Source organism: Paenibacillus sp. FSL H8-0280 (assembly GCF_045040665.1).
Lineage (GTDB): Bacteria > Bacillota > Bacilli > Paenibacillales > Paenibacillaceae > Paenibacillus > Paenibacillus xylanexedens_A.
Window position 1 is genome coordinate 4,735,213 of the sequence record NZ_CP150296.1, and the last position, 26,476, is coordinate 4,761,688.

Sequence of the window (26,476 nt, forward strand, 5' to 3'; positions counted from 1 at the left end):
GTTATTGTGCTCCTTTCACTGCGGCTGCCAATACGGCTTGACGCGGCTTTTGCGGGTTAGTGATCTTGTGCTCGCGAATCATCTCGATGAAGCGGTCGAACAGATAGCTATTGTCGTAAGGACCCGGGGCTGCTTCAGGGTGATATTGAACCGAGAATGCCGGGAATGATTTATGTTTCAGACCTTCAATGGTCTTATCGTTATTGTTGATATGTGTAACTTCCAGGTCTGTACTCTTCACAGACTCTTCGTTTACGGTAAATCCATGGTTCTGGGATGTGATGAAGCAACGTCCGCTCTCCAGTTCTTTCACCGGGTGATTTCCTCCGCGATGTCCAAACTTAAGTTTTTCGGTGTCTGCTCCTGCTGCAAGTGCGAACAACTGGTGACCCAGGCAGATACCGAAGATCGGGTATTCGCCAAGCAGTTCACTGATCATGTTAACTGCGTGAGGTACGTCTTTCGGGTCCCCAGGGCCGTTGGACAGTTGAATGCCGTCCGGGTTCAAGCGACGAATCTCGTCTGCTGTTACATCGTGTGGAACAACAACAACGTCACAGTTACGTTTGCTAAGTTCGCGCAAGATTCCTGTTTTCGCACCATAATCCACAAGCACAATACGTTCAGCCGTTCCCGGGCTGTTGTAGACATGCTCTGTAGAAGTCATTGGCACTTGGTTACGCAGCTCGGCAATGGTAGTGTCTCCCATCATCTCCAGCAGTTCTTCCACAGGTTTCGATCCTGTTGTGAGAATTCCCTTCATTGTGCCGTGGTGACGAATCCGGCGAGTCAACATGCGTGTATCAATTTCGCTGATTCCTACGATGCCGTATTCTTTGAGCAGATTGTCTACGCTGTATTCCGCACGCCAGTTACTCGGCGTTGGCTCATGACGACGCACAACAAAACCGTGTACGTATGGACGAATCGACTCAAAGTCATCACGCGTAATGCCGTAGTTTCCGATCAGCGGATACGTCATGGTTACGATTTGACCGCAATAGGAAGGATCCGAAAGCACCTCTTGATAGCCTGTAATTCCCGTATTAAAAACGACCTCACCTGTAGTTTCACCTTCAGCACCAAATGCTTTCCCGGTGAACAGTGTGCCGTCTTCCAACAATAATCTTGCCTGTGCCTGCATCCCATTTCACTCCTCTGTGTTTATCAACGTTGAATGGCATTTGGGTTGAACATGGGGACGTTACGATTGTGCGGCTCCGCGTACAGAAAACCCTTTGATCGCTGTTATCCCCGGATTACTTTTATCATTTTTCAAATGATGTAATCCGGTGATAAAGGCGAACGCTTTGCTTCTTCGGGTCTTTTCTGTCCGCTCCGCAGTTACGTTGGTGTCCAAGTTCAAAATCATGACATTCAACTTTGCTTGTTTCGTATGTTAGACTCTCGGCATGATTTGCCTCGAGTTAGTTGAAAGATGTTACTGTGTAGAAGTTGTAAGTTTAGAGTTATAATGACTTGTTGATTAAAGAGTTAAGAATTACTGTTACTGTTTTAAAGAGTTGAAGATATAGAGTTACTGAGTTACTGATTTATTAATTTGCTAAGTTACCGTTTTACTGTTGTACCGTGTTATGCCACACGCTTTTGCCATCCACCCAAGTTTGTACGGCCCAGCCTTTCAGCTTCCAGCCTGTGAATGGGGTGTTTCTTCCTTTGGTTGCAAACGTTGCAGGATCAACTGCTTTTTCCTCGTTCAGGTCAATCATTGTGATATCCGCTGGTGCTCCTTCTTCCAGTTTGCCAGTATCCAGTCGGAATACGCGAGCCGGATCAGCTGTCATGCGTTTCACTAGGAAGTCCAAGCTCCACAGTCCTGTTTCCACAAACTTGGTGTATAGCAGCGGGAAGGCTGTTTCGAATCCTACGATTCCAAAAGGTGCCAGCTCCATGCCTTTGGCTTTCTCTTCTTCACTGTGTGGCGCGTGATCGGTTACGATCATATCCAGCGTCCCGTCTAGCAAGCCTTCAATACAAGCCTGCACATCGCGTGGTGAGCGCAGCGGCGGGTTCATTTTCCAGTTGGCGTCCATGCCCGGGATATCTTCATCCGACAGCACCAGATGGTGTGGACATACCTCAGCAGTTACTTTAATTCCGATGGACTTCGCCAGACGAATCAGACGAACCGATTGCTCTGTACTTACGTGACAGACATGGTAGTGAACTCCTGTTGCTTCTGCGAGCAAGATATCACGGCCAACGTGGATGGCTTCGGATTCATTTGGAATCCCTTTGATGCCGTGACGCTTCGAAAACTCACCTTCCGTCACATATCCACCAACAACCAGTGAGTCATCTTCACAGTGAGCGATCACTGGCATATCCATACTTGCCGCGAGGCTCATGGCATCCTTCATCATTTGAGCGTTTTGTACGCCTACACCGTCATCTGTGAATCCAATAGCGCCTGCTTCTTTTAATGCGGCAAAATTGGTAAGTTCACGACCCAGTTCGTTTTTTGTAATGGCTGCGTAAGGCAACACTTTAACCAGATCAGCTTCTTTGGCTTTATCCAATACCAGTTTCACAACTTCCGCTGTATCTGTAACTGGTCTCGTGTTCGGCATGCAAGCGATCGTTGTAAAACCACCTTGTGCTGCTGAACGGGCACCTGTCTCGATCGTCTCTTTGTGTTCGAATCCAGGTTCACGCAGATGCACGTGCATATCGATCAATCCCGGAATGACCAGTTTGCCTGATGCGTCTGTCACACTTTGCGCTGACTTTTCGGCATCCAGTACGGCTTGGTCTTCCAGACCAGCGATCTTTTTAATTTTACCTTCATCTATAATGATGGTTTTCCGTTCAAGTTCCCCTTGTTGGTTCAAGACGTTCGCGTTTTTTATAATCTGTAGCATAATTGCCCTCCGCTTCGGTTCTGTCCGGCTTACCAGGCAAGCCGGATGATTTTCTTTATCGTGTACTCTCTTATTGCTCTATAAGAACTACCGTACCGTCAGCCTATGACCCACAGCCAGACCCTGTTACAGTTTCATCGCACGTTCCATAACCGCCATGCGGATTGGAACGCCGTTTGCCATCTGCGGGAAGATCCGCGATGCTTCACTTTCCACAACCGCGTCATCTACCTCGACGTTGCGATTCACTGGAGCAGGGTGCATGATAATGGTGCTTGGTTTTAGGCGTGATGCCCGTTCTTCCGTCAATCCGTAGTGTTCGCGATAATCCTCAGCTGAAGTAATTAAGCCATGTTGATGACGTTCCAGTTGAACACGAAGCATCATGACTACATCTGCATCCAGCGCTTCTTCAAGACCGACATAAGGAGCATGCTCTGCGAGTTCCGGTGCCTGCATCGTTTGCGGTGCACAGAAGCGTACATCAGCACCAAACTTTTGCAGTGCCCACAGGTTGGAACGAGCTACACGGCTATGCAGGATGTCACCAATGATGGAAACACGCAAGCCTTTCAGTTCGCCAAATGCTTTCCTCATCGTGTAGAGGTCCAGCAGTGCCTGTGTGGGATGCTCATTGTTGCCGTCTCCGGCGTTAACGAGTGGTACATTCACTTTCTGAGCCAGTTGTTGCAGAACCCCTGCCGGTTTCAACCGGATCACGCCTGCATCAATGCCCATCGACTCAAGTGTTCGTACCGTATCGTAGATGGACTCTCCTTTTTCTACACTGGATGCAGCTGCCGTAAAGTTCAGCACTTGTGCGCCCAGGCGTTTCTCTGCCATTTCGAAGGAGAAACGGGTACGTGTGCTGTTCTCGAAGAACATGTTTGCAACGAAGCGTGATTCCAGTACAGGAACCAGTTTCTCTTTCTGCGCTTCCCAGTGAGCCGCTCGGTTAAGAATGGACTCGATTTCTCCTCGACTAAGTTCCTTCAGTCCAAGCAAGCTTCGGTCTCTCAATGCTGTCTGTGTAATCATTATGCTTGCTCCCCCCGGTTCTGAGTGATTTTGACTTCGTCCTGTCCGTCCGTTTCCATGAGTGCAACTTCAATCTCCTCTGATTTGGAAGTCGGCACATTCTTGCCGATAAAATCAGGTCGAATCGGAAGTTCCCGGTGTCCGCGGTCTGCGAGTACAGCCAGCTGAATGTTCTGCGGTCTTCCACAGTCCATCAGGGCATCCATCGCTGCGCGAATCGTCCGTCCGGTATAGAGCACATCATCGAACAAAATCACTTTTTTGTTATGGATCGAAAGTGATTCAGGTGTCATAATCAACATTTCCTTGCGATTCGCTTTATTTTCGTCCAAGCGGTCATCGCGGTAAGGAGTCACATCCAGTTCTCCCCAGGGGACTTTGGCGCCTTCGATTTCTTCAATCTTCGCGGCAATCCGTTCTGCGAGGTAAACCCCGCGTGTACGGATACCGACCAACACACAATCATCGATTCCTTTGTTTTTCTCCAATATCTCATGGGCAATCCGTGTTAATGCGCGGCGGATCGCCGTCTCATCCATAATGACATGTGTCTCTGTGCTCATGCGTTCAGCCTCCTCAGGATTTCCCTTCAGCATCATGGCCCCGTGACGAGGAGAACAAAAAAGACTCCTTGCCGTGTTTATTGGCAAGGAGTCTCCGAACTTCAGACCGCTCTGAAGAAAGTTTACTCTCGGGGATGCATCGCTTCATTTGCCGCAGCAAAAAAACGATGTATCGTTCACGTTACCTTGCCAGTCTCACGGGACTGATTTAAAGGTGCTATTCATGTCGTTCATATTGCAGGACCTCACAGGGTTCTGTAATCAATATGTCCGTTTGTCTTCATGAATTATGACAGAAAGACAACCCCCTGTCAACACCTCACCATCGCAGGTGAAAACCCTCTGCTACGTTCTTCTTAGAATCAGCAGTTAGGCTGAAAAACATCCATGCACAATACATCTCATTGGTTATTCATAATTATACAACATTTCTGCATATTTATCCATAGGCAAATGAGAAATTTGATATAACCAAAATAAACCTCTTACTATACTTAAGTAGAGACAAAACACTTCTTTTTAGAACAAACGGTGAGTTTCATCTCACAAATAATATGAAGGCTCTGCATTAGCTCCAAGTGAAATGGGTACAGTTTATAAACATGAACCCATTCATAGATGCTGCATTAATGCCGATATACATAAGATTCACAAATATGCGACATAGAAATAAGATACGCCCTACATTTATGTACATTTAGGAGGAAGTCATGCGTCACATTTGGCACGTTTACAAAACAGACTGGTTACATATTCTGAAGGTTCCCACAGGTATATTTCTAATTGTAGCTATTATTCTACTTCCCGGGGTGTATGACTGGGTCAACGTGAAGTCTGTATGGGACCCGTACAGTAACACCCAGGGGATCAAAATTGCAGTGACAAGCGAGGACGCGGGTGCGACTGTTGAAGGAACCAATATTAATATCGGAGACGAACTGGTATCCAGCCTCAAAAACAACGAAAAGCTGGGCTGGACTTTTGTAGATCGAGCTGAAGCTAGTCGGGGTGTACAAACAGGGGAATATTATGCCAGCCTACTCATTCCGGGAGACTTTTCGTCCAAAATTACAGGTATCGTTGACGGAAAGCTGGAACGCCCAGAGGTAATCTATAGCGTTAATGAGAAAGTGAATGCCATTGCTCCAAAAATCACAGGCTCTGGTGTATCTGCCATAACAACACAAATCAATGAGAATTTCACTGAAGCCGTCAGTGAGGCCGTTCTAACCAAGTTGAATGAAGCCGGGGTTGAAATTAACGCCCAGCTTCCAACTTTGCGCAAAATGGAGAATGGCATTTTTACGCTGGAGAAAAATCTTCCGGCCATTCAAGCCGCAGGTCAAAAGGTTCTGCAAGTGGAAAAAGCCATGCCTGAGATTGTAAAAGATGCTCAAAAGATCGTTGAAATCGAGAAAAAACTGCCTGAAATCAATGAAGCAGCACAGTATGTGCTCAAGGTGCAGGAGTATTGGCCACAAATTAATGATGCGGCTTCCGAAGTGCTCACTATCCAAGGGCGGATACCGGATATACAAAAAGCGGTAGAACGCATTCGAGAAGTGGATGAAAACTTTGGTCAGGTATCGGGTGTCATCCAAACGGCACTGGATAAAACCAACAAAGCTCTGTCTATCGTAACGGCAGCAGAGCAAGATTTGGACAAAGTATCACAAATCGCTGGCAACGGGATTGAGCTGGCCCAAGGCTTGAATCAATTTGTAGATTCTAGTGAAGAAGCGTTTCAGGCTATTGGCCCAACGATCCGCCAAAATCTGCTGCTGGTGCAGCAGATTACTAACGCTGCTGGAGACGTATTTGCACAATTGCAAAATTCGGATCTTAATAACCTTCCTACAGCAGAAGATCTCGACCGGATTGCTTCGCGTTTAGGGATTGCGGTAAAACTCGTTGACAGTATGGCAGAACTACTGGGCAAAATAGACAACTTGCTCCCAAGCCATCCACTTGCTGATAAAATTACGCAGCTGAACTCCGTTTCAGATAAACTTCAGTTGCAAATCCGTCTGGCTGGGATCATGAGTGATGCCATTCGTCGCAATACAACTCCGCCGACAGACGTCATCGCTCAGTTAAATGCTCTCTCGAAGGACATTAGCAGCGAGATTGGCAATATCTTAAACACCTATGAAAGTGAAATATCGCCTGCACTTGCAGCTGGTGCAGATAAGCTCAGGTCTATCCTCTCCACTTCAGCAGAAACTCTACAAGGTGCAAAAGATCGAATTCCTGATATTGCGGACATTCTTGCATCGGCCAAAGAAGGGATTACGTCTGGGCAGACCGAGTTGACAAAAATCCAGAGCGACTTGCCTCAAATACAATCGAAGATCCATGAGATATCAGAAACACTCGCGAACAAAAGTGAAGGTTTTATCCAAGCTTTGAACACCGTGTCTTCATTAATTCGAAATGATCTGCCCAAGCTGGGAACCAAACTGAACGAAGCGGCTGATTTTGTTCGTAATGATCTGCCTAATGCCGAGAAACAGATAGGCAAGGCATCCGATTTTGTTCAGAACCAGCTTCCGGAGGTCGAAAAAGGAGTACATCGTGTTGCCACGCTGGTACGTGATGATCTGCCAGCATTGGAAAGTGCCATCAGCAAGGCTGCAGACAAACTTAGGGAAGTCGAAGGTAATAACCAGTTTGCCGAACTTGCCAAGCTTCTGCGCGGCGACATTGAGGAAGAGAGTGCTTTCCTTTCGAGTCCCGTGCAAATCAAAGAACAACAGCTTTATCCGATTCCGAATTATGGATCGGCCATGTCACCATTTTATGGCGTGCTGTCCTTGTGGGTTGGCTCAACACTGCTGATTTCTCTGCTTCGTGCCGAAGCTGAGAATCCAGAGGGCAAGTTCCGAGGATATGAGTTATATCTTGGACGTCTCGCTACTTTTCTGACCATTGGGTTACTTCAGGCCATATGCGTCACCCTGGGAGATATCTTAATCCTTGGTACCTATGTCGCAGATAAACTGTGGTTTGTCCTGTTTGCCATGCTGGTGAGTGCCGTATTTGTCACCATAACGTACACCCTGCTGTCCGTTTTTGGGAATATCGGAAAAGGGATCGCCATTATCTTCATGGTGTTCCAGTTCTCCAGCTCCGGCGGTACGTTCCCAATCAGCATGACATCACCCTTTTTCCAGGCATTGAATCCGTTCATGCCCTTCACGTATGCGATCAGTCTGCTGCGTGAGTCGGTCGGCGGCATATTGTGGTCTACTGCCATCAAGGATATTCTGTGGTTGTGTATGTTTATCGTGCTGAGTCTCATTGTTGCTCTCGCTTTGAAACGTCCACTCAGCAGTCTCACCAAACGTTCAGCCGAGAATGCCAAAAAGACCAAAATTATTGCTTAACTCTTTTGCTGGACACTAAATAAGAAAAGGCCATTGGACTTTCCATCCAATGGCCTTTTCTCATTTCATTATATGAATCGATACATTTGACTATTTAACTGAGCGTTCCTGTTCCAACTGATTATAGGATTGTTTGATTGTTGTTAATGTTTCGACATGGCGATAGATGTTGTTACTTGCCGTGACGATAACACATAACATGATCAAGCCTATAACCACTTTTTTCCCCAATCCCGGACGAAGACTGATGACAAAACCTCCACTCAACAGGAAGAACGCAAACAGATAATGTCCCGCATACAGGTACATATCGTATTGAAACACAGCCAGACCAAAGCCCACTACGACATGAAGCAAAAAGGCAAACAGAATATATGGCACAAGGGTCCACACTTCACGTTCACGAATGCCCTTAATGAAGCCCATGAGTGCCAACAGTAAAATAAAGATACCTGTAATCTGCACATAGACCGGGTTGGAACGGGATAGATCCGTAACAAAGGCTGCCATGCCCGGGTCCAGTAAATGCATCTTCGGTGTCAGCATCGGATTAATAGTTAACATATTCAATGCTTTCCAGTGAACAGCGAACTGGAATGGCGTTGCATAGCTGGTTCCACCATTTTGAATGCCCAACAGCCAGTTACTAACCCAACTGCGACCTCCAAAGGCAACATACTGAATACCAGTTAATACGACGATGATCAGAACCGCCAGTGCCATGATGCCGATGTATTTTTTCAAATTCGCCTTATTGCGCCATGCATGCATATTGAAGAATGTGGCAGCAGCAAATGGTACGATATTGGTCGAGGTTAGTCCAAAGTTAATGGACGCAATCAATGCATTGGGTACATATCGTACGTCTTGACGCTCACGAGTATACTGCATGTAAACCACTGAGAACAGAATAAAGAACTGTACATACGGATACGAATCCGGGATCAACGCGGTATACATCAGGTAGGAACTGAAACCAAACAACAAAGCGAACAACAGCGGTGTGATGGTCGGCTTGTCTTCTTTTTGACTCAGGAATAGATACGCCAGCACCACTGAACCCGCATTCACCAGCGATTGCAGGATTAGAAAGAACCAGTTGCCTCCCAGAAGTTTCGCTACAGCCGCAAGGGTGACTGCTAGAAACGAAATCAGCGGATGGATAACGGAAGAACTGTTGTCCCCATAATACATTGAAGGATCAAAGTTGAATAAATTAATTGGAAACAGCGTTGTATTAAATGGGCTATACGCCCCAAGCAGTTCTGCATTATTTTCTATGTACAGAACATACGAGCCGTTCATTAAACCATAGAACAGAGCAAATCCCGCAAACAGGTAAAAGGCTGTCCAGTTGGCTCTTCGATTATAAAATAAGTAATCTAAAAAGTTCATGCTTTCATTTCACATCCAATAAATTTTATAGTGCTCGTGTAAATAATCATTAGTTCAAATTAGAACACCAGTAACAGTAGGCCACCCATAATACATGCCACACCTATCCAGCGTAAAGGGCCCACCGTCTCTTTAAATACCAGCCGAGCTATGATAAGAGTCCAGACATATGTTAATGCGTTCGCAGGCAACACTACGGTTAATGGAAGAAACTTCAATAATACAATATTCAGCAACGCACCCGTTCCGTAGAATCCAAGTCCCATGAGTACATGCAGACGATTGCGACTGGAAGCATAAGCTTTCAGTCCGGCCCCGCCCAGTGCACCACACAACGTCATGACAATTAATACGGCAACCATCCAGCTATCGATCAACACTGGTTAATGTCACCCCGATTCCAAGCAACACAACTGCTGCCAGCTTCTGCATCGTAATTTCTTCCCCAAGCAAAAAATATCCATAGATTAAGGCAAATACGTAACTGGCACACATCAGAGGATAAGCAACAGAGAGTTTCTCCAGAGCAAAAGCTTTAATCATCAAAATCGCTCCAAGTCCATAACACAGAAAACCAACACCCAGGTAGATCCACTCGGTTAGTCCCCATTTCCAGAACAATTGACCCGTTGCTGTCAGAAAAGCGGAGACGAGCATCAACCATTTACCGGTATGACGCGATTTTATTTCCCCCACGTTAATGCCTCCATGTCCGGAACACGCTTGTTAATAAAGTATCGTTGACTTACAAGCTGCATGACTGGAAGGTCGGATAAGGAGTCCGAGTAGGAACATGACTGGTCATAATCAATGACCATATTCTTCTCACTCAGATAAGCCTGAATTCGGCGTACCTTCTCTTCCCCTTTGCAATTGCTGCCATCAACTCTACATGTGTAACCATTCTCATGACGGACAAGTTCAGTTCCTATCACATGATCCACCCAGGGAAAATTATTAAAGTATTTCATATAGGCATGCGGAGATGCAGTTACCAGTAAGACATGATAGCCTGCTTCTTTACGATGTTGCATCTCTACACTGGCCTCGGCAAAAATGGACGTACGCAAACGAGTATCAAAGAAATGTTCGAGATCTTTTTCAGACATACGCTCAATTTCTTGAAAGTAGGATCGTTTGACTTGTTCAACCGTCATGAAGCCTGCCTTGAATAACACGGTATGTAATGCAATGACAGGTAATCTCCATACCTGCCACGGGTAACGGCGAACACCGTAATGCACAAATTGAAACATGGAATCACTGCGTATGATCGTTCTATCAATATCAAAAATTGCGACTTTCGTGCTTTTCACCCTGATCCCCCTCAGCCTTTATTCAAAGATTGCAAAGATTGTAACAACACTTATCACATACAACATAACCGTAATTAATATGGGCTTGTCCTCAAACAGCACCCGATCGGGCGAACCTCCCTGGTTCTTCATGTGGATCAGATACAGATAACGGAACATGCCGTAAATGACCAATGGAATCGTCCACATCAGATGAATGGTTCGATCTGAAGTAAATGTGAACAGGGAATAACTGATAATCGTAGCTGTCGTCACAATCGTATTGAATTGATCCAGTAATGTAATGGAGTAGTTATCCAAAACCTTACGGTGTGATCCTGTATTTCCCTCAAGCAACGTAAGTTCATTTCTGCGTTTGCCAATGGCCAAAAACAACGACAACAGCATGGTACAGATCAAAAACCACGGTGTGAATGGCACATGGATCAGCACACCACCTGCAATGGCACGAAGTACAAAGCCGGCTGCAATGGTCATCATATCCAGGATAACGAGATGTTTCAGCACAAATGAATACGATACATTCAACAGGAAATAGACGATACATAACACCCCGAATAGGGGGTTCATCATGAAGGCCGTTCCTACGGAAAGGATTAATAGAATAATGCCAAACAACAAAGCATGACTCGGATTCACCTGCCCAGAAGCCATGGGACGATACTTTTTCACCGGATGCTGTCGATCCCTGTCCCGGTCTACAAAGTCATTTAAAATATACACACAGCCTGCAACGAGGCTAAATAGAATAAAACCAAGCAACGTCGCAAGAATGGTTTCCGTCCGAATCTCCTCAAAAGAGAATAGTAACGCAGCAAATAACAGCAGATTTTTAGTCCACTGTTTGGGTCTTAACAATCTGATTAATCCTGACATTGTACTGCCTGTTCCTGTAGCCGGTGAGGACACCGTACTTGTTCGTGATGATAACAATTGTAAAAACTCCCTTCAACAACAACTTCTGTATATAAGAAATAACGTAAAGATCTAATCATATGTTGCTTGTATAATTTTGTAAAGGGAGTAAATGAAAAAAATCTAATATGGGCATAAAAAAAGAGACCGTTTCCGGTCTCTTCGTTAGTACATGATTTAACTATTGGGTGATGCGATTAAAATTCAAATTGTACGTCGCTCAGACGACGTTTGATCTCAGCAATAACACGTTTCTCTTCCTCTTCACCCTTCGCTTCAAAGGTTACGGAGAAACGAACAAAGTTACCGGCATCATCCCAAGGTACGGATGAGATCAGTTTCTCACGGATCAGGAATTGGGAGAAATCTTCGCCGGATTCGAAGCGACGTCCGCCAACCACACCTTTTGGTGCTTCTACATACAGGAAGAATGAACCTTTAGGTTTTTCAGCCTGGAAGCCCAGTTCGTTTAATGCGGCAACGAGCATGTCGTGACGGCGAGAATATTTCTCTGCAATTTTTTCCGTAATTTCAGGGTGATTCAATCCATAAGCAGCAGCCTTTTGAATCGCGATGAACTGACCGGAGTCATTGTTGTCCTTCACGTCACTGAATGCTTTGACTACAAGCGGGTTACCCGCTACAAATCCGATTCTCCAACCTGTCATGTTGTAGGACTTGGACAGAGAGTGCAGCTCTACGCCGACATCCTTCGCTCCAGGTACCGACAGGAAGCTGAACGGTTTTTTGCCATCATACGTCAATGCTGCATATGGAGCATCATGTACAACCACAACATTGTATTTCTTAGCCCATTCAACGACTTCAGTGAAGAACTCCACCGTCGCGCTTGCGCCTGTTGGGTTGTTCGGATAGTTCAGGTAGAGCAACTTCGCACGTTTTGCGATGTCTTCCGGGATAGCCGTCAGATCGGGCAGGAAGTTGTTCTCTTTCGTCAATTGGATGTTGAACACTTCTCCACCCAGATACTTCGTATGTGTACCCATAACCGGGTAACCTGGAACGGTCATGATCGTCACATCACCCGGATTGATGAAGCATGAAGGCATCATCGCCAAAGCCGGTTTGGAACCAATGGAGTGCACGATCTCAGTATCTGCATCGATACCTTCTACGTTGAATACGTTTTTCAGGTAGGAAGCAGCAGCAGCTTTGAATTCAGGAATACCATTGTCGGCATAACCACGGTTCTCAGGTCTGGAAGCTTCTTCTGCAAGTGCAGCTACAATGCCTGCATCAGCCATTTCGTCAGGTTCACCTACACCAAGGTCAATCAGTTCCACATCGGGAAAATCTTTTTTGGCCGAAGCTTTGGCACGTTTGATTTTCTCGAATTTATAAATGTTCGTGTCTTTACCATAGTTGGAGCCACCGATACGGTCGGCAAAATTAGTCTGAATGTAAGTTTCTTGGTATTTATCGATACTCATAACGTTGTTCATCTCCTCATTTGACGCAAATTTCTACACTTTAATATGAAGCATTTGCGTGATCAAAGCCATGGACAAAGTATCCGAACATTTGTACTTTCTTGGAGCTGTTAACGACTGCGTAGCGAGGCAAGCACGTCTTCCATATCTTGCGGAATCGGAGCTGAAAATTCAAGGTATTCTCCCGTTGTTGGATGCACAAATCCAAGAATGGCCGCATGAAGAGCCTGTCCTTGCATTTTGATGCCTTTATTCCGTCCATAAGTAGGATCTCCTACAAGCGGGTGACCAATAAATTTCATGTGAACCCGAATCTGGTGAGTACGTCCAGTCTCCAGTTTCAATTCCAGCAAGGTGTAATCATTAATCCGCTCTGTAACGGTAAAATGCGTAACGGCATGTTTACTGTTACGTTCTGTGACCGTATACATTTTGCGGTCATTGGTATCTCGTCCAATCGGTGCATCAACGGTCCCTTGATCATGATTAAGATGACCATGAACAAGCGCGATATAACGTCTGTTAACCGTATGGTCTTTCAACTGAGCAGCCAGTGATGCATGCGCACGATCGTTCTTGGCAGCCATGATCAAGCCTGATGTATCCTTATCGATGCGATGCACAATACCTGGGCGCAATTCTCCATTGATACCCGAAAGGTCTTTGCAGTGGTACATGAGTGCATTGACGAGTGTGCCAGACGTATGTCCTGGTGCAGGATGCACTACAAGACCACGCTGTTTATTGATCACGATCAGGTCGCTGTCTTCATATACCACTTCCAGTGGAATATCTTCGGCAATGATCTCTACAGCAGCTGGTTCTGGAATCTGTAACTCAACCAGATCCCCTTCGGATAACTTGGCATTGGCTTTGACTACAGCACCATTTACCGTAACCATTCCGTCTCCGATCCACAACTGAACTTGGGAGCGAGATACGTTATCCACGGCTTCCGTAATATATTTGTCAATTCGTTCTTTTTTATGTTCAGCGGCAACGGTCCATTCCATACGTTCATTGCCATTCATTAGTTCTTCGTCGTTAATCTGTTCCTTATTCGGATTACTCATGATGTTCATTCCCTTCAATCTTCGCGGCTGCTTTTTCGCGCCGTCCTTCAAGCAACGTCTCCACAATGATTAACGCTACACCGATGCAGATTGCCGAATCGGCGATGTTAAAAATGGGAAACGTATAACTTCCAAAATTAAGTTGTACAAAATCTACAACTTCTCCGGTCAATGCCCGATCAAGGAAGTTGCCAATTGCTCCACCAAGCACCAAACTAAGCGCCACAGGCAGCAATTTGTGCGGGGTATCTTTTACCTTTTGCAAATACCAAATCAAGGCAACGACCACAATCAACGTAACCACGATAAAGAACCAACGCTGGTCTTGCAGAATGCCAAAAGCTGCTCCTGAGTTACGATGTGATGTGATGACAAAGAAATTGCCGATGACCGGAATTTCTTCTCTGAGTTCCATCCGGGTTGCAATCAGATACTTGGTTCCCTGATCCAATAAAAATACGATAAAAGCGAGGATATAATACACCACGTTTGTTTGTCACTCCGTTCTTGTCTTTTCCAAACGATACCAGGCTTACGCCAGACTTGTTTATTGTAGCACAGCTGTTTGGAAATCGTCCACGACGCGCTACATCGCAATCCTTATGGCAAAAACGATAACATTTCCCTTCTGTAATCTTGCCCTTAATGGCACATCCTACAATAGAGTCAAAATCCGGATTCCAGCATGAAAGCAGAAAGGGGAAAATCATGTCACATTTTACTAACGAACAACTGCAATTTTTACGTTCCCAACTCATGTCCGATAAGCGTGATATTGAACATAGACTTTCGGAAAACGAGCATTATGGCCTTGGAGACTCCCTTAAACTACAGACAGGTGAATTATCACCAATTGATAACCATCCTGGCGACATAGCTACGGAGGTGTATGAACGTGAGAAAGATATTTCCCTGCTGGAACATGATGAATTCCAATTGGAACGTATCGATTCTGCACTCCACGCCTTCGAAGAAGGACATTACGGTACATGCGCGGTCTGCCAGCAGCCCATCCCTTATGAACGCATGGAAGCTGTTCCCTACACCAAATACTGCAAAAAACATCAACCGGAAACCGTTGTCTCCGAAAACCGCCCTGTAGAGGAAGAATTCCTTGCCCCGGCATTTGGCCGAACGAGTCTGGATGAACGGGATGACCAAAATGGCTTCGATGGTGAAGACACCTGGCAGATTGTTGAAAGCTGGGGCACATCGAACTCACCAGCCATGGCTGAAGGACGCGATATCGACAGCTATGATGTTATGGCGATTGAAGCCACCGATGAAGTGGAAGGCTGCGTTGAAGCGTACGAAAGCTTTGTTGCCACGGACATCTATGGTCATGACGTCTCCATCGTGCGCAATCGGCAATATCGCCAGTACCTGGAGAACCGTGAAGGCGATGGTCTGTTAGAACCGGATATGGAGACGGATGACACGTATTAATTGCATTTTAATATCATTTGCTTTAAATCGCTAATCGCTTAGTAAGTGTTCATATCAAGCTGACGCTGGACAATGCGCACAATATCAGCGATGTAATCTCCAACAATGGGAAGATTGAGCGCCCCAAGTAGCTGCAAAACATAAATGATCGTTGCTGCGAAAAAGGTAAACCCAATCGCAATCCCCACACCTCGTGCGGCTCCAGACAACAGGTTAAGTCCGATCAATTTCCATGGTCTGTTCAGCAATTCTGTGTATTGCGCTATTCGTGAACGTTCCAGTTCATTCGCCAGACGGTTCGTCAGGGTATGTAACTCTTCAATTTTGTCATGCGAATTCAGATCATCTGATGTTGATTGTTGTGAAGTGGATGCGGTTTGCTTGTCATGTTCGCTCATGTTTTGGTCAGTTCCTTTGATTAATATAGATTGACTGCACTATAGAATCATTGCCTTATTGCCTAAAAAACAAACGAGCCCAGATACAGGGAATATGTCCCTGCCTCTGCGGCTCGTTGGTTTATACTCTATATTCTGTCCTAATTGAATGGGACATGCTCCGAATTACGCTTCGATGTAAATACCGATCGATTTGCCTCCGGCTTCAACGCGTTCCATGGACTCATTCGAGCCAAATGTCACTTCGGTTACGAGAACATTTTCACGCAACACATCATCAAACGCCTGAATAGCTTCCTGAAGGGATGCATCCACATCCAGCGTCAAACGGACTCTTTTCTCAATCGGCAAGTCCAGTCGTTTCCGGGTATCCTGCACAGCACGAACCACTTCACGGACCCAGCCTTCCTGTTCCAATGCTGGCGTGATTTCGGTATTGAGCGCAACCGTCAGACCGTAACCTGATGCAGAAGCAAAGCCTGATTTGGCCTGTTTATCAACCAATAATTCTTCGCTCGTCACTTGCAGCTCTTCGCCTTCCGGTGAAACGATGTTCAGCACACCCTCCGAAACCACTTTACGTGTCTCATCGGCCGACATTCCCTTGAAGAAGTTTTGCAGGAATCCTACGTTTTTACCGTATTTCTTACCTGCAACTTTCAGGTTCAGCTTCAATGTAAAGTCAACGAATTCCGCATCATTATGCTCCGTACGGATTCCTTTTACATTGATCTCTTCCTTGATGATATCTTCATAACTTGCCAGGTCAAACCCTTTATCCAAAGAAACGATCAATTCGGACAGCGGCTGACGTGTCTTGATGCCTGTTTCGTTACGAACGTTACGGGCAAGTTCAACCACGCGGCGAGCCGTCTCCATATCCTGTTCCAGTCCTGCATCAATCAGCGCTTCATTGGCTACCGGATAGTCTTCCATGTGCACACTCTCACCTATTGCAAGGTTCAGATAGATGTCTTCTGCCAGCATCGGTGTGAACGGAGCAACCAACTTCGCAGTAGTCACCAGTACTTCAGTCAATGTACGGTAAGCGTCCAATTTATCGTCTGTCAGGCCACTTCCCCAGAAACGGTCACGGGAACGACGGATGTACCAGTTACTCAACTCATCAACAAATGCTTCAATCGCTTTGGAAGAGTTCAGATAGTCGTTAACCAGCAACGCTTTTTCTACAACCAGGATCAGGCTGTTCAGTCTCGACAGAATCCAGCGATCCAGCTTGTGTGCGGACAGTTGGAACGGGTGCTCCTGTGGATCAAATCCATCAATGGTAGCGTAAAGTGTCAGGAATGCATGGGTGTTGACCAGCGTATCCACCATTTTGGATTTTGCTTCGCCTACGATACCTTTGGAGAAACGTTTGCTGTTCCACGGTGCACTGTCAGACAACAAAGCCCAGCGGAATGCATCTGTACCGTATTCTTCAATGACTTCCCAAGGATCGATAACGTTACCTTTGGATTTGGACATCTTCTGTCCGTTCTCATCGAGAACGTGTCCTGTAGCCATAACCGCTTTGTAAGGCGCTTTGCCTGTCAAAAGGGTAGAAACCGCAAGCAAGCTGTAGAACCAGCCACGTGTCTGGTCAATCCCCTCACAGATCATATCAGCAGGATACTGCTGTTCGAATACTTCTTTATTTTCAAATGGATAATGCTGTTGGGCAAACGGCATGGAGCCGCTGTCGAACCAGACATCGATCACTTCCGGTGTACGTTTCATCTCATATTTGCCGCAAGAGCTCATGACTTTAACGTCATCCACATATGGTTTATGCAATTCAAGATTCTCAGGCACATCACCTACCGCACGGGCACGCAGTTCTGCAATGCTGTGTGGAGCAAATTGTTCACCGGTCTCCTCGCACACCCAGATGTTCAGCGGAGTTCCCCAATAACGATCACGGCTGATGTTCCAATCCACCAGATCCTCGAGGAATTTCCCGAAGCGACCTTCTCGAATGTGACCCGGGTACCAATCCACTTCACTGTTGTTGGCAATCAATTGGTCCTTGATGGCTGTTGTTTGGATAAACCAACTGTCCATTGCATAGTACAAAAGCGGTGTATCACAACGCCAGCAGAATGGATAGCTGTGCTCATATTTTTCTTTGCTGAACAAACGTCCATTTTCAGACAGATATCGAACGATATCAATATCACAATCCTTCACGAAACGTCCGGCAAAGTCAGTAACCTCAGCGACAAATTTACCTTCCAGGTCCACCATGTTCACAAAGCTGATTCCATTCTCACGGCATACACGGTAGTCATCTTCACCATGGGCAGGAGCCATGTGTACGATACCCGTACCACTTGCATCCGTTACAAAGCCTGCACCCAGAATGATGTTGGCCTTCTCAGCCTGTACGTAGTTGAACGGAGGATCGTACGTTTTGCCAACCAGGTCAGCACCTTTCAGTGCACCGATGATTTCATACTCACCCTTGGTATCTTTCATCACTTTTTCAACCAGATTGGTTGCCATGATGTACACTTCATCACCTTGACGAACACGGGAGTAGTCCATATCCGGATTAACGGCAAGTGCAACGTGTGAAGGCAGTGTCCAAGGTGTTGTCGTCCAAGCCAGTACAAATTCTCCGCTGTCATTCAGTTTGAATTTCGCTGTAGCACTCAGGTCTTTGACGTCTTTGTACCCTTGTGCAACTTCATGGGAACTCAGTGTTGTCTGGCAAGATGGGCAATACGGACTCACACGGTGACCACGATACAACAGGCCTTTCTCATGGATCGTCGCCAGGATGTTCCATACACTCTCGATGTAGTTGTTATCAAGGGTGATATACGGGTTATTCATATCCGTCCAATATCCGATGCCTTCTGTCAAATCACGCCATTGTTGCTCGTACTCGAATACGCTCGCTTTACATTCGTTAATGAATTTCTCCACGCCGTAATCTTCGATTTCCCACTTGTGGGAGATGCCAAGCTTCTTCTGTACACCCAGTTCTACAGGCAGACCATGTGTATCCCAACCTGCTTTACGAACGACACGGTAGCCCTTCATCGTGTTATACCGTCCAACAAAATCCTTGATTACCCGTCCCAGCACGTGACCGATATGCGGTTTACCGTTTGCTGTAGGCGGCCCTTCATAAAATACGAAGTTTGGCTTGCCCTCCCGGTTTTCGATGGATCTTTTGAATGTATTCTCCGTTTTCCATTTATCTAACACGCGCAATTCTCTGGCGCGTGCCTTCTCTTTGACGTCAACTCGTTGCATGATGATTATCTTCCCTTTCTTTGGTTGGATTGTGGACCGTCCACAAAAAGCGTTTCAATCCCCCTAAATCCCCCTTGCCAAGGGGGACCCCATAGGCGCTCCGCCCTCTGGACACCCGGGATGGGTTGTCGTTGGTGGAACAGTGGCGCTTATGGGCAAGGGTTTATGTGCGTAGTGGCGGCCATTCTGCGGCTGTTCCCTGCGTGAACGCCGCATGGCCTTACCGCGAGGCGGGTGTTGCCGGGCGCTTCGCTCCCCCGGCAGGTGGCTCTCTCCCTGAGGTCCCTGCGGGCCTCATGCACGTTCGCCTTAGCGAACCCTGATTGCCGGGTGCTTCGCTTTCCCGGCGGGTGGCTCTCTCCTTGAGGTCCCTTCGGGCCTCATGGACGTTCGCCTTGGCGAAACCCGTGTGCCGGGTGCTCCGCTCTCCCGGCGGTTGGCTCTCTCCCTGAGGTCCCTGCGGACCTCAGGGACGTTCGCCTTGGCGAAACCCGGTGCCGGGCGCTTCGCTTTCCCGGCGGGTGGCTCTCTCCCTGAGGTCCCTGCGGGCCTCATGGACGTTCGCCTTAGCGAACCCGTGTGCCGGGTGCTTCGCTTCCCCGGCGGGTGGCTCTCTCCTTGAGGTCCCTTCGGGCCTCATGAACGTTCGCCTTTTTTGGACACAAAAAAGCCCCGTCCCTGGAAAGGGACGAGGCTATACTCGCGTTACCACCCTAATTCTGTTCATCACAAACCACATCCAGGCAAGCCTGGGTATGCTCTGTCATCAACAGCGCTTATGCCCCGCTATACTACCGCAGGGTGCCGTTATAACGTACGGCTTACGGTTCGGCTTACACACGGCAATCAAGATCACCGCTTCAGCGTCACTTCTCCGGGGAGATATTCGGCTATAACTCATCCATTGGTTTGCACCAACCACCAACTCTCTGAGGGATGAGATCATAACGTACTGAACCCGTCATGGAATCACTATTCATTATGAATATAGTTATAGCCTCTTTGCAGACAAAAGTCAACCAGGCGACAGACTAATAAATTTCTTTCATCTCCCGCTCACGGTCACGCACTTCCTGCTCCCGGCTCTCCAGCACTTCCCAACCATCCTGAGTCAACAGTTCAAGCTGCGCTTCAACAAGCGTGCGGAAACGGGCACGATAAATCGAGGCCTGCTTTTTCAGTTCTTCCACTTCCAAAGCAATTTTGCGAGATTTGCCCAACGATTCGTTCACGATCCGGTCTGCATTTTTCTCTGCTTCCTTCACGATCAACTGCGCTTCTTTCTTCGCATTACCCTTCACATCATCAGCAGCTTCCTGCGCAATGATGATCGTTTTGCTAAGCGTCTCTTCAATTGTAGAAAAATGATCCAGTTTCTCCTGAACGGACAGCAACTGATTGCTCAGCTCTTTGTTCTCGCGAATGACGCCTTCGTAATCTTTGATGACTTGATCCAGGAATTCATTGACTTCATCCTCGTCATACCCGCGCAAACGTCGGGAAAATTCCTTGTTGTGTATGTCCAGCGGCGTTAATGGCATGCTGTCCACCTCCTGTTAAAGTTCCTTCCCGTCCAGAGAAGGTTTGCAGCATATGGGTACCACCCAAGGGGCCGTATCGTTGATGCCTAACCTTGGCAACGTATACGGAATGCAGGATCAGAATTGCATCCTCCAACGTTCATGTAAAGCTTTGACTTAATGTATATCGGATACACCGCGTTTTTTCTACACCTTTATGATAAACATTTCGACAAGAAAGCGGATTTTCCTGCAACAGACTCAGGCAAATTTGCCGATTTTCACTCGGCAGCGCCCTTTTTTAGTCATTCCATCCTGTTCCATAACCTTGAAACGGCCAAATCCCTGAATGGATACGACATCACCCGCTTTTAGCGATTTGGAGGGATCTTCCTCAACTTTCCAGTTCACACGGCAGCGACCAGCTTTGATCGGCACCAGCACTTTACTGCGACTAAGCCGATACACATCTGCGCAGATTCCATCCAAACGAAGAGAAGCAACCGTAATGTCCTTCGTCTCCAGTTTGCTCTCTGACCATCGCATCTGATCCAAAGGAAGTAACTCTGTGAACACATGTAACCGATGCACCTGATTCAGTTGAAGCGATAAAAAAGCGCCGGTTTCCGCCGCCACCACTGTATGGCAACCGTCCTCCAGCACTTGGATATCTCCGATCTTTCCACGTTTCATCCCAAGCCCGAGCAGGGAACCCATATAGTCCCCATGCTCCAGCTCCGAGATTTTCTGATCATCAGACGTAATACTGAGCACCTGCATTCCCATATCCTCATCATCCAGATACATATAATCAGGTGCAACCAGCGCACGCTTGCGTTCAGCAGCCTCGTAACCACCATCCAGACGAATCTGAACGTCGTTACGGCGATTGGCAAGAGTCTGTAAGATAAAAACCTGTCTTGGATCAAGGAAGTCAGTTAGCTTCATGTCATGATACTTACCTGCCCGCTCAACCCAATCCGAAGCCTTATCTACAAAATCCCGCTCATCATGGCTAAAATGTTCGTAAATTTCACCGCTCATCTATGTCACCCTACCCTAATAGTCCGTGTTCAAAAAGACCGGTTTTCAGTACGGAGAAGATGGGATAAAGCTAGAAATGGAGTAGCGGAGCGTAGAAAAAACTACGTGAGCAACGGACATTTCGGCTGAATTCCATATTCGATGCTGACGATGCCACTAGGCATCCTTCGTAATCAAAAGCGGACTTTTTGAACAACCTCTAATATGCAAAATACCGGAGTATGGAGATCAGCCCATTAAGCGCAAGTTGCAGAACAATCAGCGCCACAATCGGGGAAATATCCAGCACACCGAACAAAGGCGGTATAAATCGGCGAAACGGTCTTAGATATGGTTCCACTAATTTGCCCAGCCATTCACCGATGAAGCTTTCCCGCGCATTGGGAAGCCAAGACATCAATATGTAGACAATGACCATGTAAAAGTAAATCTGGTATAACGTGTACAACACGCTTTCAATCTGATACAAAAGTGGCTCACCTCATTCTGTTATAATCTTGCTCGCTGTCAGCCAGTATTTCCGTAATTGAGCCCTGAATTTCAACCGTATCTGGCGTACAGAGAAAAATGTTTCCGCCGATTTTGGAAATACCGCCACCCAATGCATATACCGTGCCACTCAGAAAATCAATAACGCGCAACGCTTGGTCCTGGCGAATTCGTTGCAAGTTCACCACAACGGTACGATGCGAACGCAGATGGTCGGCAATTTCCTGAGCCTCGTCATAAGAACGCGGTTCATACAGGACAACTTTAACATTTTTCTGGGAATGAATGCTCACCACATTATTCCCCCTTTGGTTTCTACGTTTATCGAGACTGGAGGTTTCAGCTTCCTGATGTTCAGCCTCATTTTCCTCCTGCGCAGCCATTCGTTCACGTTCCACAATCTCTTCCTCTTCCTGAAGTCCGAGGAAATTCATAAATTTATTCATTACGCCCATCGTGAACCCTCCTCTTTTCCTACGAGAATCGATCCTAGCCGTACCCAGGTTGCACCTTCTTCAATGGCCACTTCAAAATCATTGGACATCCCCATCGACAGCTCAGTCAATGGCTCTGCTGTAAGGGCTTGTCCATTCAATTGATCTCTCAGCTCACGCAATCCACGAAATACGGGACGCGTCAGCTCCGGATCTTCCTCATGAGGTGCCATAGTCATTAGGCCAACGACCTTGAGATTGTTGAACGAACGAATATCACGCAAAAAAGAACTTGCCTGTTCAGGCTGTAAGCCATACTTGCTCTCTTCACCCGAAATATTCACCTGCAAAAACGTTTCCACTTGAATGCCAAGTGAAGCTGCTTTTTTATCCAACTCCTTCGCCAATGACAAACGATCCAGTGAATGTATGTAACGAAACTTGCCAATCACGTCTTTCACCTTGTTTGTCTGCAAATGACCGATAAAATGCCAGGCACCCTGCTGACCAAAAGCTTCCCATTTGGCCTGTGCATCCTGCCACCGGTTTTCTCCAATATGCTCAAGACCATGATCCAGCACCGATCCCGTTGTTTCAAGTGAGACATATTTCGTGACCGCAATCACATTCACATCATCACGATGACGGTTACTGCGCCGACATGCGTCCTCGATCTTCTGATTTACCTGTTGAATACGCTCCTCCAATGACACAGAGGGTCACCTCTCTTCCAGCCCAATCCAGCTCGCCATCCGTCCTGTAACACCATTTTCCTTCCGATAGGAGAAAAATAGTTCGGGATGACAACTTGTACACCATGTTGTACATTCGATATGATCCGGCATTATTCCTGCTTTCATCATAATGTGTCGATTACATTCTTTCAAGTTTAACATCGTTTTACCGTTATTCACGGCTCGATATGCTTGTTTAGAAGCAGAATCCTTGTATTTATCATTAACCGGGGAATCATCAAACCAAACCCGTACATGCTGCATGACCGCCTCATCCACTTCATAACAGCAATCCCCAATCGACGGACCGATTGCAGATCGAATGTCCTGCCTACGGCTGCCATACTCCCTTTCCATCGTCTCCACCATGGATACAGCGATACCCGCGACTGTACCTTTCCAGCCGGCATGAGCAAGACCTACCGCCTGCTGCACAGGGTCATAGAAATAAAGCGGAACACAGTCGGCATAGAAAGAAGTCAGCAACACACCAGGCACATTCGTGACCAATCCATCCGTATCCTGCAACGCAGATTGACGATCAAGTAATCCTCTGCTCCGATCTTCAGCGGTTATTACAGCCACATGTTTGCCATGCACCTGCTCTCCACAGGTCCATGCTTCTGCTGCAAAGCCAAGCTTCTCGGTTACAAGCCTGCGGTTGTTAAGTACAACTTCAGGGTCATCCCCCACATGATAAGCACAATTGAGCGTGGCATACGGAACTTTTCCAACTCCACCATGTCTCGTCGTAAACCCGACTGACAGCTGTTCAAATTGCTGTGTCCAGGGCTCAACATATAATAATAACGGATCAGGACCGAAATCTGAATTTGGGTTCTTTGTCCGTTCAAGTAATTCTTTATCCAATACAAAGGGTTCCATTATCTCACCTCACCACTTCCAGTGTACCAAATGAGCCACATTCTGTCTCATTTATATCGTTCGACGCTGATTACGTTCCGACCGTTCAATGCGTTCCACTCGCTCTGTGCGGTTATGCTGCTGTTCATCATACAGGCGCGCTTCGCGATCACGCTCGTCATACGTATTTTCCTTCACCTCATCACTCTTCACCAGTATCACATCTGAACCAATCTTCACAATGTTTCTCCAGGGAATTACCAGATCCGTTCCCCCTCCAAAAAGACCCATAAAACGGCTGTACCCTGGCACAACAATCGCTTCAATTCGTCCCTGCTTCAGATCCAGCTCCAAATCACTGATCTGACCGAGGCGTTTACCATCCGTAATGTTAATGACATCCTTTGTCTGAAAGTCCGAGATTTTCATGCCTCGTGCCGCTACTTCGCTCGTATTTACTTTCATTCATTCCCGCCCCCTGTTATTCCTCTTCTGCCCGTTCTTCACGCTTCTATACAATATATGTTTCAGGGGCGAAAAATGTCCTGTTTTTCATCGAATGTGGAAACGGTGCAAAACAAAAAGACGACCAACGGTATACACTGCCCCGATTGATCGTCCTTCTGCCTTTGCATCGTGTTATGACTTTACATGTTTTTGCATCTGCTGTATCGCTGATTTCTCCAGACGTGATACCTGAGCCTGGGAAATGCCAATTTCATCAGCCACTTCCATCTGGGTTTTCCCTTCGAAAAACCGCATCGACAGAATCATTTTTTCCCGCTGACCAAGACGATGCATCGCTTCACGGAGTGCAATTTCCTCGATCCATGACACATCCTTGTTTCTGTCATCGCTGATCTGATCCATAACATAGATCGGATCTCCACCATCATGATAAATCGGTTCGAAGAGCGAGACCGGGTCCTGAATGGCGTCCAATGCAAAAACAACATCTTCCTTCGGCACATTCAGTACTTCCGCAATTTCAAATATCGTCGGTTCCCGGGAGTTTTTATTCGTCAGGCTGTCACGGACCTGAAGTGCTTTGTAAGCAATGTCTCTCAAGGAGCGAGATACCCGAATTGGGTTATTATCACGCAGGTATCGACGGATTTCACCGATAATCATCGGCACCGCGTAGGTTGAAAATTTGACATTCTGGGATAAATCAAAATTATCAATGGCTTTCATCAGGCCGATGCAACCAACCTGGAACAGATCATCGACAAACTCCCCCCGATTGTTAAAACGCTGAATGACACTGAGTACCAGACGCAGGTTGCCATTCACTAATTTCTCTCTTGCTGAGCGATCATGGTGTTGCTGAAGGGAATGAAACAATTCCCGCATTTCAGTGTTGGTGAGGACAGGCAATTTTGCGGTGTCCACGCCACAAATCTCGACTTTGTTTCGGGTCATCGTGATTTACCTCCCAAGGAGAAACATTAATGTACATTATCTCCGGGGCAGGCTTTTTTATTCGTACTTGGCATCCTTGCCAGTAATACCCATTCTGACCAATGATGTATTTCAGACCATTTTATTGAACTCCTTGCGGAGTCTTTTAATGATTCTTTTTTCGAGACGAGAGATGTAGGATTGGGAGATTCCTAGGAGATCCGCTACATCTTTTTGTGTCTTTTCTTCCCCATCCGTCAGGCCAAAACGAAGCTCCATAATCATTCGCTCGCGCTCCGTTAATTTTTCCAGTGCCTTGTGCAAAAGTTTCCGGTCTACCTGCTCTTCAATATTCCGATAGATTGTATCGTTTTCTGTACCCAATACATCGGATAATAATAGTTCATTTCCATCCCAATCAATGTTGAGCGGTTCATCAAAAGAAACTTCAGTTCGGATCTTACTATTACGTCTCAAGTACATCAAAATTTCATTTTCGATACAACGTGAAGCATAGGTTGCCAGTTTGATTTTCTTTTCCGGGTCAAATGTATTAACTGCCTTGATCAATCCGATCGCTCCAATGGAGACCAAATCTTCAATATTGATTCCTGTGTTTTCAAACTTTCGTGCAATGTACACCACCAGACGCAGGTTGCGCTCAATGAGCATCGCGCGAATGGCCGAGTCTCCCGAGGATAATTTTTGCAGCAAAAATTCTTCCTCTTCCCTTGTCAAAGGCGGCGGAAGTGCCTCACTTCCCCCAATATAATAGATCTCTTCACTTTTGAGTCCCAACAAAAATAACAGACGGTAATATTGCAGCTGCGCCACCAGTTTCCATTTCACAAGCATGTACGTTC

General features: G+C 46.6%; 25 protein-coding genes and 1 other annotated feature. Of the genes, 2 read left to right on the forward strand and 23 right to left on the reverse strand.

Going from position 1 to position 26,476, the window contains the following annotated elements; genetic code table 11:
• Position 1 precedes the first annotated feature (1 nt).
• The 4 genes from carA to pyrR all read right to left on the reverse strand — a co-directional run bounded on the left by carA (position 2) and on the right by pyrR (position 4,483).
• A complete protein-coding gene (gene carA / locus MHI12_RS20790; protein WP_047843735.1) occupies positions 2-1,144 on the reverse strand; it encodes a glutamine-hydrolyzing carbamoyl-phosphate synthase small subunit in 1,143 nt (380 codons plus the stop codon).
• Positions 1,145-1,577: 433 nt separating this feature from the next.
• Positions 1,578-2,882 carry a dihydroorotase gene (locus tag MHI12_RS20795; protein WP_405170198.1) on the reverse strand — a complete coding sequence of 435 codons (1,305 nt, stop codon included), beginning with the start codon at positions 2,880-2,882 and terminating at the stop codon, positions 1,578-1,580.
• A gap of 126 nt (positions 2,883-3,008) precedes the next feature.
• Complete coding sequence (locus tag MHI12_RS20800) at positions 3,009-3,920, reverse strand: aspartate carbamoyltransferase catalytic subunit (RefSeq protein WP_036674848.1); 912 nt, start codon at positions 3,918-3,920, stop codon at positions 3,009-3,011.
• On the reverse strand, positions 3,920-4,483 hold the full coding sequence (pyrR, locus tag MHI12_RS20805; protein WP_017687330.1) for a bifunctional pyr operon transcriptional regulator/uracil phosphoribosyltransferase PyrR: 564 nt from the start codon (positions 4,481-4,483) through the stop codon (positions 3,920-3,922). The genes MHI12_RS20800 and pyrR overlap by 1 nt, the downstream gene beginning before the upstream one ends.
• Positions 4,484-5,193: 710 nt before the next feature.
• Here pyrR and MHI12_RS20810 point away from each other — a divergent pair.
• Positions 5,194-7,869 (forward strand): YhgE/Pip family protein, encoded by a 2,676-nt coding sequence (locus MHI12_RS20810; RefSeq protein WP_405170199.1) that lies wholly within the window; start codon positions 5,194-5,196, stop codon positions 7,867-7,869.
• A gap of 90 nt (positions 7,870-7,959) precedes the next feature.
• On the opposite strand, the gene MHI12_RS20815 is transcribed toward MHI12_RS20810, so the two are convergent.
• The 8 genes from MHI12_RS20815 to lspA form a co-directional block, all read right to left on the reverse strand.
• The gene (locus tag MHI12_RS20815; protein WP_405170200.1) at positions 7,960-9,264 is read right to left on the reverse strand and encodes a DUF6080 domain-containing protein; all 1,305 of its coding nucleotides are present in this window, start codon (positions 9,262-9,264) and stop codon (positions 7,960-7,962) included.
• A 59-nt stretch (positions 9,265-9,323) separates the two neighbouring features.
• Positions 9,324-9,644, reverse strand: coding sequence for an EamA family transporter (locus MHI12_RS20820; protein WP_336886750.1), 321 nt, complete (start codon positions 9,642-9,644; stop codon positions 9,324-9,326).
• Positions 9,631-9,921 (reverse strand): EamA family transporter, encoded by a 291-nt coding sequence (locus MHI12_RS20825; protein ID WP_301291408.1) that lies wholly within the window; start codon positions 9,919-9,921, stop codon positions 9,631-9,633. Before MHI12_RS20825 ends, MHI12_RS20820 begins: the two co-directional genes overlap by 14 nt.
• A gap of 26 nt (positions 9,922-9,947) precedes the next feature.
• The gene (locus MHI12_RS20830; RefSeq protein ID WP_405170201.1) at positions 9,948-10,580 is read right to left on the reverse strand and encodes an HAD-IB family hydrolase; all 633 of its coding nucleotides are present in this window, start codon (positions 10,578-10,580) and stop codon (positions 9,948-9,950) included.
• 18 nt (positions 10,581-10,598) lie between these two features.
• Positions 10,599-11,489 carry a decaprenyl-phosphate phosphoribosyltransferase gene (locus tag MHI12_RS20835; RefSeq protein WP_405173029.1) on the reverse strand — a complete coding sequence of 297 codons (891 nt, stop codon included), beginning with the start codon at positions 11,487-11,489 and terminating at the stop codon, positions 10,599-10,601.
• 203 nt (positions 11,490-11,692) lie between these two features.
• Entirely contained in the window at positions 11,693-12,946 is a 1,254-nt protein-coding gene (locus MHI12_RS20840; RefSeq protein WP_036674844.1) for an LL-diaminopimelate aminotransferase, read from the reverse strand.
• A gap of 110 nt (positions 12,947-13,056) precedes the next feature.
• Positions 13,057-14,019 (reverse strand): RluA family pseudouridine synthase, encoded by a 963-nt coding sequence (locus MHI12_RS20845; protein ID WP_405170202.1) that lies wholly within the window; start codon positions 14,017-14,019, stop codon positions 13,057-13,059.
• A complete protein-coding gene (lspA, locus tag MHI12_RS20850) occupies positions 14,012-14,506 on the reverse strand; it encodes a signal peptidase II (RefSeq protein WP_091028497.1) in 495 nt (164 codons plus the stop codon). Before lspA ends, MHI12_RS20845 begins: the two co-directional genes overlap by 8 nt.
• Before the next feature lie 221 nt (positions 14,507-14,727).
• Here lspA and MHI12_RS20855 point away from each other — a divergent pair, with 221 nt between their 5' ends.
• On the forward strand, positions 14,728-15,465 hold the full coding sequence (locus MHI12_RS20855) for a TraR/DksA C4-type zinc finger protein (RefSeq protein WP_405170203.1): 738 nt from the start codon (positions 14,728-14,730) through the stop codon (positions 15,463-15,465).
• Between the two features lie 38 nt (positions 15,466-15,503).
• Here the strand turns inward: MHI12_RS20855 and MHI12_RS20860 are convergent, their stop codons facing one another.
• The 11 genes from MHI12_RS20860 to sigE all read right to left on the reverse strand — a co-directional run bounded on the left by MHI12_RS20860 (position 15,504) and on the right by sigE (position 26,468).
• Positions 15,504-15,863, reverse strand: coding sequence for a DUF5665 domain-containing protein (locus MHI12_RS20860; protein ID WP_405170204.1), 360 nt, complete (start codon positions 15,861-15,863; stop codon positions 15,504-15,506).
• Between the two features lie 165 nt (positions 15,864-16,028).
• Positions 16,029-19,127 (reverse strand): isoleucine--tRNA ligase, encoded by a 3,099-nt coding sequence (gene ileS / locus MHI12_RS20865; RefSeq protein WP_405170205.1) that lies wholly within the window; start codon positions 19,125-19,127, stop codon positions 16,029-16,031.
• A gap of 681 nt (positions 19,128-19,808) precedes the next feature.
• Positions 19,809-20,101 (reverse strand) — a binding site (T-box leader).
• A gap of 57 nt (positions 20,102-20,158) precedes the next feature.
• Entirely contained in the window at positions 20,159-20,668 is a 510-nt protein-coding gene (locus tag MHI12_RS20870) for a DivIVA domain-containing protein (RefSeq protein WP_017687316.1), read from the reverse strand.
• A gap of 240 nt (positions 20,669-20,908) precedes the next feature.
• Positions 20,909-21,691 carry an RNA-binding protein gene (locus tag MHI12_RS20875; RefSeq protein WP_405170206.1) on the reverse strand — a complete coding sequence of 261 codons (783 nt, stop codon included), beginning with the start codon at positions 21,689-21,691 and terminating at the stop codon, positions 20,909-20,911.
• Between the two features lie 199 nt (positions 21,692-21,890).
• The gene (locus tag MHI12_RS20880) at positions 21,891-22,160 is read right to left on the reverse strand and encodes a YggT family protein (RefSeq protein WP_036674839.1); all 270 of its coding nucleotides are present in this window, start codon (positions 22,158-22,160) and stop codon (positions 21,891-21,893) included.
• A gap of 7 nt (positions 22,161-22,167) precedes the next feature.
• Entirely contained in the window at positions 22,168-22,635 is a 468-nt protein-coding gene (locus MHI12_RS20885; RefSeq protein WP_036614853.1) for a cell division protein SepF, read from the reverse strand.
• Complete coding sequence (locus tag MHI12_RS20890; RefSeq protein ID WP_341008189.1) at positions 22,626-23,327, reverse strand: YggS family pyridoxal phosphate-dependent enzyme; 702 nt, start codon at positions 23,325-23,327, stop codon at positions 22,626-22,628. Before MHI12_RS20890 ends, MHI12_RS20885 begins: the two co-directional genes overlap by 10 nt.
• 6 nt (positions 23,328-23,333) lie before the next feature.
• Positions 23,334-24,233 (reverse strand): peptidoglycan editing factor PgeF, encoded by a 900-nt coding sequence (gene pgeF / locus MHI12_RS20895; RefSeq protein ID WP_405170207.1) that lies wholly within the window; start codon positions 24,231-24,233, stop codon positions 23,334-23,336.
• A gap of 51 nt (positions 24,234-24,284) precedes the next feature.
• Entirely contained in the window at positions 24,285-24,677 is a 393-nt protein-coding gene (locus tag MHI12_RS20900; RefSeq protein WP_405170208.1) for a YlmC/YmxH family sporulation protein, read from the reverse strand.
• Positions 24,678-24,851: 174 nt separating this feature from the next.
• The gene (gene sigG / locus MHI12_RS20905) at positions 24,852-25,634 is read right to left on the reverse strand and encodes an RNA polymerase sporulation sigma factor SigG (protein WP_017687309.1); all 783 of its coding nucleotides are present in this window, start codon (positions 25,632-25,634) and stop codon (positions 24,852-24,854) included.
• Between the two features lie 111 nt (positions 25,635-25,745).
• Complete coding sequence (gene sigE, locus MHI12_RS20910) at positions 25,746-26,468, reverse strand: RNA polymerase sporulation sigma factor SigE (RefSeq protein ID WP_017687308.1); 723 nt, start codon at positions 26,466-26,468, stop codon at positions 25,746-25,748.
• Between the last annotated feature and the right edge of the window lie 8 nt (positions 26,469-26,476).